The organism is Rhodoblastus acidophilus, assembly GCF_009720655.1.
Taxonomy (GTDB): domain Bacteria; phylum Pseudomonadota; class Alphaproteobacteria; order Rhizobiales; family Beijerinckiaceae; genus Rhodoblastus; species Rhodoblastus acidophilus_A.
In genome coordinates, this window is sequence record NZ_WNKS01000008.1 from 139525 (window position 1) to 150965 (window position 11441).

An 11441-nucleotide genomic window follows, 5' to 3' on the forward strand; every position below is an offset into this window, starting at 1 on the left:
CGAATTCAGGCGATTGGCCTGATGAGGGTGACCGCGCGATAGGGCGCGACGTCGCCGGGCAGTCGGTCCAGCGGGACCTTAGCAGAGCGCGCCAGATGGACCAGAGCGGCGAGGTCGGGGTCCGCCGGGTCGTCGACGAAAATGCGCTCTGGAACACGGCGCAGGATGGCGCGTGTCGCTTCGGCGATGCCGGGTTTGATGCGGTTGCGATTTGTGACGCCGTGACGCGCCGCTATCGCGTCGATCACGTCGCTGGACGCGGCCGCGCGTTCTTGCCGATGCGCGCTTGTCCATTCGGCGGCTGGCGTGGTCGCCAACGCCGCTTCGACATGCGTCTCCACGGTTTCGATGAAGGGGCGCGTTCGGTCGTATCCGCGCAAATGGCTCCAGACTATGCAGCCGTGGAAATCGCCTGGCCCAACGACATCGTCGTTCAGGATCGATCGGCTGATGAGGCCGGACACGGTCGCGCCGAGGATGCCAGAGGGGATCAGCCAGTCCTCCCCGCTGGCGGCCAGCCAAGCGCCGCCGCAGGGATCGGCGAGCACGACGAGGCGCGGTTCGACCTCGGCCCGGCGAGCCAGCGTGCGTTCAAGTTCGCTGGCAATGGCGCCCTTGCCGGTCCAGCCATCGACGAAAAAGACGCTGGAGGCGGGACGTCGCGCAAGGATGAAGTCGAGCGCGTTGTGATCGAGACCACGGTCGCGGACGATCGACACGCCGAAATGGGCGACATCGACTCCGATACGCTTCAGCGCTCGGGCGAGAAGCACGCCGATCGGCGCGCCGGCGCGCACGAGGCTCACCAGCGTGACGATTTTTGGCGAAATCCTCTGAAGGGCGACGGCGAGAGAGGCGATCTCGCGCCCCATGCGTTCAGCGCCCCGGTCGAGAGCGTCCGCGAAAATGGCCTCGTAGGCAAGGGTCGGCGGCTTTTCGAAGCTGATCATCTCCGAATAGTGACGCGCGCCGGATTGAATCAAACGCTCCTTCTCCATCACGTCCGTCGAGTCGACCAGGACGGGCTTGAGCAGGAATGTGATGTCCGCCGCATCAAAGGTGCCATGCAGCGCAACGGGCGACGTGGCGGTTATCATAGGTTCATTTTGGCGCGAGATTGAGTGATTTGCCAAGCGTTTTCGCGATTTGGCTGTTCGGCGGCGCCCCCCAGAGGTCGCAGAGCGACAGAAAGGCGAAATCGGTGTCGCTGTCGCCGAAACCGAGAATCGGCCGCCCGGGCGCGTCGCGCCTGGCTCTTGCGATCAGGTGGGCGACCGCGCGCGCCTTGGAGACGACGCCGGGAATGAAGGCGAGATTGTTGGCGTTGCGGTGGACGGTCCATCCCGGCTCAGCCCGCAGGACGTTTTCGAGGCCGGCGAGCCCGGCGCCAAACGGGTCCGCGTTGTCCTTGAAGACGGCGTAGATCGGCAGTTCATTCTCGACGACAAGCCAGGAGCGGACATCGAGTCCGAGCGCGCGAGCCGCGTCCCGGCCGCGTTCGAGAAGGTCCTGCAATCCGGATGTCATCGAGGCGAGGTCGCGCGCGATCTCGGCGCGCCATTCCGGGTCCGGCGCGCCATTGGGGGTGAGCAGGACGCCGCCATTGGCCAGGACGGCGCCGCATCGGAAGGGAAGATGAACCGCCTTAAACGCCTCCGAGCCGCGCGCGGTGACCGGAACCACATCGGCGCCGCGCAGCAACCATTCGACAAAAGCTTTTTGCGGGCGGGTCATGAAAGAATGGTTGTCGTTGCGCGCCGTCGTGGCCCGCGTGAGATGCGGGGCTTCTCCGTCCGGGCATTTTTGGCGGGTCTGGAACAGCGTGTCGTCGAGGTCGACGAAGACAAGGGGGCGCGTCATTGCAATCGCCCTTCGGCGCGGATTTCCAGCCGGGCGCCCAGGAACCGCACCAGGCCCGGGTCGATGCTGGCGCGGGGCGTCTCGGCGCACAAGATGATTCGGTCGTAACGGCTTGGGTCGACATTGTAGAGAAAGTTGGGAATGCCGAGGCCGTAATTGTCCCGGAGGGCGAAGGCGGACTCGATGGCATGGCCGACCGCGATCGGCGATCGCGTGACGGCGGAAAATCGCACGCACGCTCCCGCCCTTTCCAGCGCCTCGGCCAGGAAAAACGGCGGCAAGACATATTCGCCTGTTCCCAGCACGAGGATGCGTTCTTGCGCACGGGTTCGCGCGTCGATCGCGAACGATTGCTTCAGGACGCCGAGGCGACCCCAATCGCGCCCGGGATCGGGCGTGTGCGGGCTACGCCCTGTGACGTCGACATGCGGCATCTCGGGGAGCGGCGCCGCAGGATCGGGCGTCCACTTGTAGCTGCCGGAGAGCAGCGACACGCTCATGCATGGTTCAGGCGTTGAGCGCGCCGCATCGCCATCCGACCAGTCCGTCAGCGTCGCCAATATGATCCGCTCCACCCGGGCGAGACCCGCTTCAATCAGCGCCGCGCGCAGGTTGACGATGGTGCGCCCCGTCGTGATCTCATCGTCAACCAGAATGAGCGAGCGCGCTTTTTTCATGAGATCCGCGATCCCTGGCGATGTCGGCCGGTGAATCAGGTGGCTTGTGGCGTGGCTGTGGTCTTCGCTGAAACGCGCGAGAACGGGGCTTTCGAGCTGGCATCGCGTTGTCGCGAGGAAAACGACGTCGCCGCGCCCAGTGGCGGCGACATAAGCGTCGTGGACGCCTCCGCCGAGACCGACGGCTGTTTCAGCCATGCCGACAACGAGAATTGGGCCGGGCAGGTCGGCGGGAATTTGTTTCGCCAATGCCTCGTAGGTCTTCCGCATCAGGGACGGCGCCACGGGAATGTGGCGGCCGAGCACGCGCGAAACGAACAGGAATGCGCGTTTGGGGTTCCGCCGCTGCGCGAAGCCAAAGAGATCCTCCGGCCGCCGGGTTGAGCGCGAAATGAAAGCCTCGATGCGACCCGTGGGCAAGTCGGCAGTCATGATCGGGTTACTGTCCCCGAGTTTCAGGGAACGGCTGCTGACACAATCATGCGGAGTCATTTGGTTTACGACATGGGACATGGATCGACCGCTCGGAGGAGGCGCCGGAGCGCCGCATCATGCAACAAGGAAGACCTTAAGCAAACGGCGTCCTTATCGGGAATGCGCGGTGGCGGCTTGGACCGGGCGGTTTCGAACGGCAAGGAGCGGGCCTCATCGCCTTCAATAACGACAGGCGACCTCGGCCCAGATGGTTCGTCCCGGCTGGAGATAATAGGCGTAATAGCGCTGATCCGTCAGGTTCGTCCCGGTCAGGCTGACGGTCAGCCCCTGGTCCTTGAAGGCGTAGGAGACCTTGGCGTCGAAAACCAGATAGGGATCATAGGCGCCGAAAATGCCGACCGCCGTGTCGCGATTCTGATCGTCGGCGTAAACCTTCGACATATAGCGCCCGCCGAGGTAGCCCTTGACGGGTCCGTCGGCATAGGTGACGCCGAAACCGGTCATCCAATTGGGGGTGAAGGTGAGCTGCTTGCCGACATCTGCGGCCACGGCGCTGTTGGCGGTCATTTTCGAGACGTTGCGGGTGACATTGCCGTAGACGCCCCAGCTTTCGAGCACTTTCTGTTCGAACCCGAACTCGACGCCGCGCACGGTCGCCGCGCCGGCGTTTCGGCGCAAATTCTGGTTCACCGAGACCGCCTGGGTGTAGATGAAATCGGTGAGATAATTCTCGAAATAGGTCGCGCGCAGTTTTGTGCCGAAGGCGGGAATCCGCCAGTCGCCGCCCGATTCCCAGGAGGCGGAGCGTTCGGGCATGAGATTGGGCGCAGCGTCGGTGTAGCTGACCAGCGTGGTCTGCGAGCGGGAATAGAGCTGCAACAGATCGGGCGCGCGGAAGGCGCGCCCGGCGGAGGCGCGCAGCGTGATGTCCTCGACCGGCAGATAGACGAGCGACGCCTTGGGCGACAGCGCGCCGGCGCTCCGCGGCGCATATGAAATCGCAAATGACGGCAGGCTCGACTGAACGGCGGTCGCCGCCTGCCAGGTCGATCCGGCCGTGGTCCAATAATCGTAACGCGCGCCAAGATAGAGGCTGACCTTGTCGCCGAAATCGGTCTTGTTCTGCGCGAAGGCGGACAAAGTGTTGGCCCATCCCTGCGAATGATAGCTGATCGCGCCCGTGCCGCTGTCGACATCCTTGTAATTGGCGACGTCCTCCACGTTGCGATCAAACCAGTCGCGTTGCGCCTGCAAGCCGACAATGAGCGAATCCCAGGACGTCAAGGCGCGCTCGCCCTGAAGCGTCGCCAGCAGGCGATTGGCGGGACCGGGGGTGTAGGTTCCCCCGCCGGCATAGACGAAGCCGGTTCCTGTCGGCGTCATGACCGAGGCGGCGGTCGGCGAGAGATACCAGGCGTTGGTGTAGGTGTAGCTGACGCCGGCATTGATCTTGACGTCTTCGACCCGCGTCTCGCCGCGCAGAAAAGTCATGATCTGTCTTTCGCCGCCGGGAGCAAAATTGAGGAAGGGGTTGGTCGCACCGTTGAGGTTGGAATAGCGCGTCGCGCCATTGACCGCATATTTGATCCAGCCGTTATAGATGGGAGCGCCCGCCGCGTTCACGGCGGCGCTGCGCGGATCGCCATAGCCGTTGGCGCTCTCGCCATAAACGAGGCCCGCGGACACGCGTGTGTCGGCGGAGACGTCATAATAGAGCCGAAGTCCGGCGTTGCTGGTCCACCAGGGCCTCTCGCCGCGATCGCCCAGCAAATAGGCTTTGGAGCCCGTCGACGTCTGGACGGCGGTGACGCCCGTGACGGGCGTGACGGTCTTGCCCACGGGCGCGGTCGCCTGCGAGGTCGTGATCGTCGCGCCCTCGTCGCGAAAACCGGAGGAATTGGTGGCGGCGCCGTCAAAGGCGACGCCAAGGCCGCTGTTGAAATGATCGCGGTAGGACAGGGTGACGCGCTCCGAACGGGCGCTGCCGGCGCCGAAAGCGCCCGAGGCGGATATTTCGCGCTTGGTCGGCGCCACCGTGATCAGGTTGATGACGCCGCCAATCGCTTGCGATCCGTAGAGGGATGAAAACGGTCCCGGCGCGACTTCGATCCGCTCCACGCTTGTGATCGGCAGCAACGCATAGTCCAGCGTGCCGGAGAGTGGAGAATTGAAGGGGACGCCATCGACCAGGAACAAGGTGCGCGCCGACCCGGGAATGCCGCGCATGTTGATCGTGCCCACGGAATTGCCGGGCCGGTTGCCCTCGAAGGCGCTGCCGCGCATGAACAGGCCGGGCGTCCCCGAGAGAACGTCGCCAATGCGTCCCTCCGGCCGGTTCTGCATCTTTTCGCGCGTGATCACGGTCATCGCCGCCGGCGCCCGGTTTTGCGGAACCTCTTCTCGCGTTGCGGTGACGGTGACCTCTTCGAGCTGCACGGTTTCCGCCGCGACGACGGTCGTCAGCGCGGTCAAGGCGGTGGTCGTCAGACAGATCCGGATGAAAGCTCGACACACCACGACGCCTCTCCACAATATGATATCCTTATAAAATGATCATATCGTCATGGCGTGGGTCAAGCTCTCCGTTCGCATAGATCCGCGTCAGGATTCAGAACAGCGCGCCGACGATACGCCGCACTCCGCCGCCCAAGGCCGCGATCAGCAGGATCCAGCCGGCCAGGGGCGTTTCTGGCGGCGTCTGGCCTTCACCGGCGCCGGTTTTCTCTTCCATGAGATAGCCGGAAATTTCGCCTTTCGCAGCGGCGGTTGGCGCGTTCGGCGCCGGCGCTTCAGCCGCGGCGCGCGCGACATTGGCGGCGATCTGCGTCGCGGAGGGCGCGGCCTCCTTCGGCTCCGCCGCCTTGCGATCCCGCTGTTCCGCCAGCGCGGTGATTTCGGGCGACGAGCAGGTGTTTTTGTCGCAAGCGGCGCCCGCCTCGGCGATCAAGGCGCGATTGAGCCGATCAAGGTCCGCAACGGTTTCAACAGACGCGCGCCAGAACCCCTTGTTGACCGCGACCAGCATGCGATCGACCAGCGCTTGGTAGGCGGGCAGGTTTTTGGCGTCGCGAAATTTTTGGGCGATGTCGAGCTTGTTGCGGTCCTTCACCCAGGTCTCGTAAATTTCCTGCCACTTCTCGTCGCCCACCGCCTCGGGCGTGGTGACCTGCCAGCCGTAGAGATTTTCAACCATGCGGGTGACGAAGGCGGCGCCGGCGTAGCCTTCCTTCATCATCGCCTCGATCCATTTTGGATTGAGATAGCGCGCCCGCATTTCGCGGCCGAGATAATGCTCCAGCGTCTCGGTGCGCGCCGCCTTGGGATCGGCCATGTCGGTGACCAGCACCTCGGGGGTGGCGCCGTTGACGGCTCGCGCCGCCAGCGCGGTTCCGCCGAGATATTGATAAAAGTCGTCGCCGTCCAAGGCGCCGTAAATCTTCGAAGAGCGGCTGTGGATCACGCCCTGCGCGCCGCGCAGCGCGCCTTTGAGCAGATCGACGCCGAGATCGGGGCGATCCGCGACGCTGTCGCCCCAAAGCCCCTGACCGAAGGCGTGATGCATGCGCAGGAAATAGAGGTCGGACAGTTTTGCGTCGGCCTCCTTGCCCTCGCCATAGGTGTTCGACAAAGGAATGGCCTTGTCGAGATTGGCGCCATAGGCGCCGGAAGGCACGGAAAACAGCCGCACCCCCGCGAGCTTTTCCGCACGCTCCGACCCAATGCCCTGCGCCAAAAGTTCGGCGCGGGTTGTTTCAAAATGCCGGCGGATCGCATTGTCGGCTTCGTCCTGCACGCGCGAAAGCGTCACGGCCTCGTCGAGCCATTTCATCGCGACCGGGAACATGTCGCGATAAAGGCCGGACGGGATGACGGCGACATCGACCCGCGGACGCCCCAGGACGGCGCGCGGGATCGGCTCCAAGCCCTTGATCTTGCCGCGCGCGTCCCACTGCGGGCGCACGCCGAGCAGGGTCATGATCTGCGCCTCCATCACGCCCTCATGCCGGGAGCTTTCGACGCCCCAGAGATTGAAGACATATTTGTCGGGCCACGCGCTTTTGCGCGCATGAAAATCGCGGACGAGGTCGGAAGCGAGCTTTTCGCCGATCGCCCAGGCGGCCGGCGTCGGCAAGCGCGTCGGGTCGAAGCCGTAGAGATTGCGCCCGGTCGGCAGCGACTCCGGCGTGCGTGCGGGATCGTTGCCGGGGCCAGCCGGGACATGGCGCCCGGACAGGCCTCTCACCAGATGATCCAGCTCGTCCTTGGCCGATTGCCGCATGGCGGCGATCAGCCGCGAAATGGTTTCGGAGTCTTGCAATGGCGCGGCGATGGCTTCGGCGCTCTTTCGCATCGCCGCCTCGTCGGGGGCGCGGCCAAATGTGTGCAGGCCGAACGGCGTGGCGCGTTCGGAGATTTCGCGGATGTGATCGTCGAGTTTCTCCACCGAATCTTTTTGCGCGCGAAGCGACACGACGCCGAGGTCTTTCAAGAGCCCCAGCGCGCGCGCTCGGTCCTCAATGCGGTCGAGCAAACCGGCGGCGACCAGGGGGCTTTTTTCCTGGGCCACGCGATGATCGGACAGAAGCTGCGTGATTTCCTTGAGCTGCGGAGCGACGCCGGCCTTGTCGAGCGGCGGGATCATGTGACTGACGATGGTCGCCATGCCGCGCCGCTTGGCCTGGATGGCCTCGCCGACATCGTCGACGATATAGGGATAGAATTGCGGCGTCGCCCCGACCACGATTTCGCCGGGATCGCCACCGGAAAGACCGACTTCCTTACCGCTCAGCCATTCATGGGTCGCGTGCGTTCCCAAATGGATCATGGCGTCGGCCTGAAACGCGCGCCGCAGCCACAGATAGAAGGCCAGATATTGATGATGCGGCGGCAGGGTGACGTCGTGATAGAGGCTTTCGACATTCTGCTCCCAGCCGCGCGACGGCTGCGGCGCCAGCAGCAAATTGCCAAAGCGAAAGGCGGGGAACACGAAGAAGGCGCGGCCCTCGGGATCGCGCCACACCATCACCTTGGAGTTTTGCGGCTCGCCCCATTTGGCGTTCATCGCATCGCGCAGGGTTTTGGGCGCCTCCTGCTCCAACCATTTTTCGTAAGTCTCGACCGGCAGAAGCTGAACGAAGCCAGATTTGACGCCGGCGCGGACCAGGGCGTCGAGGCTTCCCGGCGACCAGCGCGCGATATTGCCGCCGCCGTCCCGGATCAGTTCGATGAGTTTTTCCGCTTCGGGCAAATCGTCGATGCGAAACCCGTTGTCGCGCAAATGGCCCGCGAGGGCGAGCAGCGACTGCGGGAGAACGTTGAGATAGGAGGCGCCGATCGTCGCCTTGCCCGGCGGGTAATTGTAATAGAGCAGAGCGATGCGCTTGTCCGCGTTCGGCAGGGCGCGCAGCCGGGCGAGCGCCGCCAGCCGATCGGCCGCGCGCAAAAAACGTTCGGCGATGGGTTTTTCACGCACGCCCTCAAGGCCTGTCTCCGGATCGCGCCAAACCTCCTTGGCGGCGACCACGGTCGGCGCGGTCAAGCCGCCATATTCGGCATTGCCGACCTGCCAGGCCCGCTCAACCGTATCGAGCCCCTGCGGCGACGCCAGCCATTGCGCTTCAGATTGCGAATTCAGCGTGATCAGATTGACGACCGGCGCGTCGATCCGATCCAGCAACGGGCCGAGGGTCCCCGGATTGTTGGAGATTTTCAGCGACAGCGCGCCGATCGCCGCGAAAACCGGGCGTCCCGCGCGATCGAAGGCGAATTTTTCGAGTGTCGGCTCGTTGGGAAAGCCGAAGAACGGCGCCGCGTTATAGCCGCGCGCGTCCAGCGCGGCGGCCAGGGCGCGGACCGTCGCCAACTGACCAGACAGCGCATTGGAGCGATAGAAGGCGAGGCCGATCCAGGGACGGTCGCGCTTGTCGGCCGGCATGCGGGCGCGCAGGGCGTCGAAATCCGCGACGATGTCGCCGGAAGCGAGATCGAGCCCACCGATTTCCGGCAGGTCGCGCGGCGGCGCGACGGCAAGGTCGAGGCCAAAGCGCTGCTTGAGCGCGAGGCGCGCCATATTGGCCATGTTCTGAGGCCCGCCCGCGCGCATGAAATAGCTCAAAACCTCGTCGCGGCTGAACCCCGCGCGCGCCATGTCGTCGTCCCAACTCGGGCCAACCGCGTAAACCACGCCGCCCCGAGCGACGATGTCGGGGACGAAAGGCGCGACCGTCATTGACAGATTGCGCCCGACCGTCTGGACGAAAACGACGCGCGCCAAAGCCAGCGATTCAGTCGCGCCCTTGGCCAAGGCCCGGGGCGTGACGACGTGAAAGGCGAAACCCTTGAGATGGGGATCGGCGCGAAGGGTCTGCACGGCCTCGATGGCGGCGGCGGACTCCGTATCCCCGACCACCAGGGCGACATGCACCTGAAGGGGTTCGGCGACAACCGGAGGCAAGTTCAGGCCGAGGCTGACGAAAAACGCGGCGAGCAGCAGCCGCAACCCGTCAATCCGGAACATAGACCACGCGGCCGTCCTGAAGGCGATAGGCGGCGCCGAGCTTTTCCCCGGTTCCGCCGAGTTTCTGGTCCGTCACCTTCTGGACTTTTATTTCCTTGCCATTTCGCGAGACGATCTCAAGGCCGCCATCGGCGGTTTTCTTTGTGATGGTGAGTTCCGCCTTGGGGTTCATGAGGTCGAGCATGTTGTGCGCGACGAACAGCGCGATCATCATCGAGACGATGAAGACAACGCTGGCGTCGAACAGATTGGCGACGCCGGACAGCGGATCCTCCAGCGGCGCCTCGGCCTCAAGCCGCCGCCGGCGCTTCAGATAGCGCATGGCGCCTCTCCAGTCGCACGTGTTCGATCGCGGCGCTCATGCGGGTTTCCGCCAAAAACTCCATTTCGAGCAGGTCGGTCCGCACCCACTTCTCCCGCAGCAGCGCGATCACATAGGCGAGGACGCCGCAGGCCAGTCCCGCCACGGTGGCGGTGAAGGCGGTGACCATGCTGCCGGCCATTTTGGGAATATTGCCTTCGGCGAGCGAGGCGAGCGAGACCCCCATCGGGATGAGCGTGCCCATCAGGCCGAGCGCAGGCCCGACCTTGATGATGAAGCGCACGCGATCCAGACACGAAGCCGCCCGGATTTCATGCAGGCGCAAGAGCTTTTCGACCCGCGCTTCAAGGTCGGCGCCACCCGCCTCCTGTTCACGCGCGAGCGCGGCGGCGAAAGCCGCCTGATCGTCAGAGCCCCGCCGCCAGCGCAGCAGCGCATCGACCATGAAGGCGCCAAACGCCCAGGTCGTGTAAAGCGCCAGCGCCGACACCAGCACGACGACGGGGGCATAAAGGCCGGATGAGATTTGGAACAAAAACCCCTCAAGCCAGCGGACCAAATTCATCCTGAATATCCCTCGGACCGGCACGTCTCGGCGATATGACGGTTAGAGACTTTCATCATACTTTCATCATGTCAAGGCTCCGCTTTTCCGACGATGACGGGTCCCGACACGACATTTCCAAGCGCTGTCCGAAATTTGGGCCGGATGCAGGTGAAACAAATTGACGAGTTGCGAGAAAAAATTGACGCCCTGGAGAAGGAAATCAATATGCATGCAGCGGAAAATGAGAATGATGCGCGCTTGATGAGCATGCCGGGCATTGGACCCATCTGCGCAATGGCGATCTTGGCGTTTGCCCCTCCGATGGAAAGCTTCAGGAATGGGCGGGACTTCGCCGCGTGGACAGGGTTGACGCCCCGCCAGAATTCAACCGGAGGCAAGCAGAGTCTTGGAAAAACATCCAAAATGGGTCAGCGCGACATCCGAAAGCTTTTGATCTTCGGCGCAACGGTCGTTGTCCGATGGGCGGCGCGAAATTGAGCCCCCGAGAGTTCGTGGCTCGCTCGCATGCTGGTGCGAAAGATTTGGGTCTGGAAACGCATTAGCATGCATCGAGATCGACAGCTCGCCTAAGTGATTTGCGCTAGGTCCGCTCATCTCCATGCCGCCAGGAAATCGGAAGCCTTCCAAAGATCCCGCAGGGCCGACGCCGCGAGCGACGCGGCGAACAGCGCGCCGATCAGCGACGCGACGATCAAGGCGTGGGTGATGGAGACGCCGCCGAGCTCAGGCTGAGCGCTGCGAAAAGAGAAAGCCGCGGGCGTGTGTCTTCCGCAGATGAAGGCTCGTCTCAACCAACCCGGACAGGGCTTTGGCCGTCAAGACGACAGCGCGCCGGAAGCCCGTGGCCGCAGTCGCCGGACGCGAGAACCGTTCAAATGATCGGTCGCGGTCAGTCCAGGTGAAACCTGATGATCGTGTTCGTCGAGAACCGCCCCCCCGGCGGCGGCGGCGCCTGGACGGCGCTGAGGATGGCGCGCGCGGCGGCGTCGAGCGCCGCGTGGCCGGACGAGCGCGTGATCGCCTGGCTGACGACGCGACCGGACGGACCAATGGTGAAGGCCA

The 11441-nt window shown here is 64.2% G+C and carries 9 protein-coding genes; 1 reads left to right on the forward strand and 8 read right to left on the reverse strand.

The genetic code is table 11. The features are described from left to right. Positions 1-5: 5 nt before the first annotated feature. The 7 genes from GJ654_RS11295 to GJ654_RS11325 form a co-directional block, all read right to left on the reverse strand. Positions 6-1097, reverse strand: coding sequence for a cysteine protease StiP family protein (locus tag GJ654_RS11295; RefSeq protein WP_155446254.1), 1092 nt, complete (start codon positions 1095-1097; stop codon positions 6-8). A 4-nt stretch (positions 1098-1101) separates the two neighbouring features. Beyond that, a complete protein-coding gene (locus GJ654_RS11300; protein ID WP_155446255.1) occupies positions 1102-1860 on the reverse strand; it encodes a hypothetical protein in 759 nt (252 codons plus the stop codon). Beyond that, positions 1857-2969, reverse strand: a complete 1113-nt coding sequence (locus tag GJ654_RS11305) for a phosphoribosyltransferase domain-containing protein (protein WP_210350824.1) — start codon at positions 2967-2969, stop codon at positions 1857-1859. The genes GJ654_RS11300 and GJ654_RS11305 overlap by 4 nt, the downstream gene beginning before the upstream one ends. 222 nt (positions 2970-3191) lie before the next feature. Then, positions 3192-5489, reverse strand: a complete 2298-nt coding sequence (locus GJ654_RS11310; protein WP_155446257.1) for a TonB-dependent receptor — start codon at positions 5487-5489, stop codon at positions 3192-3194. Positions 5490-5580: 91 nt separating this feature from the next. Then, on the reverse strand, positions 5581-9489 hold the full coding sequence (locus GJ654_RS11315; RefSeq protein ID WP_155446258.1) for a cobaltochelatase subunit CobN: 3909 nt from the start codon (positions 9487-9489) through the stop codon (positions 5581-5583). Then, the gene (locus tag GJ654_RS11320) at positions 9476-9811 is read right to left on the reverse strand and encodes a DUF2149 domain-containing protein (RefSeq protein WP_155446259.1); all 336 of its coding nucleotides are present in this window, start codon (positions 9809-9811) and stop codon (positions 9476-9478) included. Before GJ654_RS11320 ends, GJ654_RS11315 begins: the two co-directional genes overlap by 14 nt. Beyond that, positions 9780-10376, reverse strand: coding sequence for a MotA/TolQ/ExbB proton channel family protein (locus tag GJ654_RS11325; protein WP_155446260.1), 597 nt, complete (start codon positions 10374-10376; stop codon positions 9780-9782). Before GJ654_RS11325 ends, GJ654_RS11320 begins: the two co-directional genes overlap by 32 nt. Positions 10377-10526: 150 nt before the next feature. On the opposite strand from GJ654_RS11325, the gene GJ654_RS21210 reads away from it, so the two are divergent. Further along, on the forward strand, positions 10527-10856 hold the full coding sequence (locus GJ654_RS21210; protein WP_196305517.1) for a transposase: 330 nt from the start codon (positions 10527-10529) through the stop codon (positions 10854-10856). Between the two features lie 412 nt (positions 10857-11268). On the opposite strand, the gene GJ654_RS11335 is transcribed toward GJ654_RS21210, so the two are convergent. Then, the gene (locus GJ654_RS11335; protein ID WP_342394933.1) at positions 11269-11430 is read right to left on the reverse strand and encodes a TonB family protein; all 162 of its coding nucleotides are present in this window, start codon (positions 11428-11430) and stop codon (positions 11269-11271) included. Positions 11431-11441 lie beyond the last annotated feature (11 nt).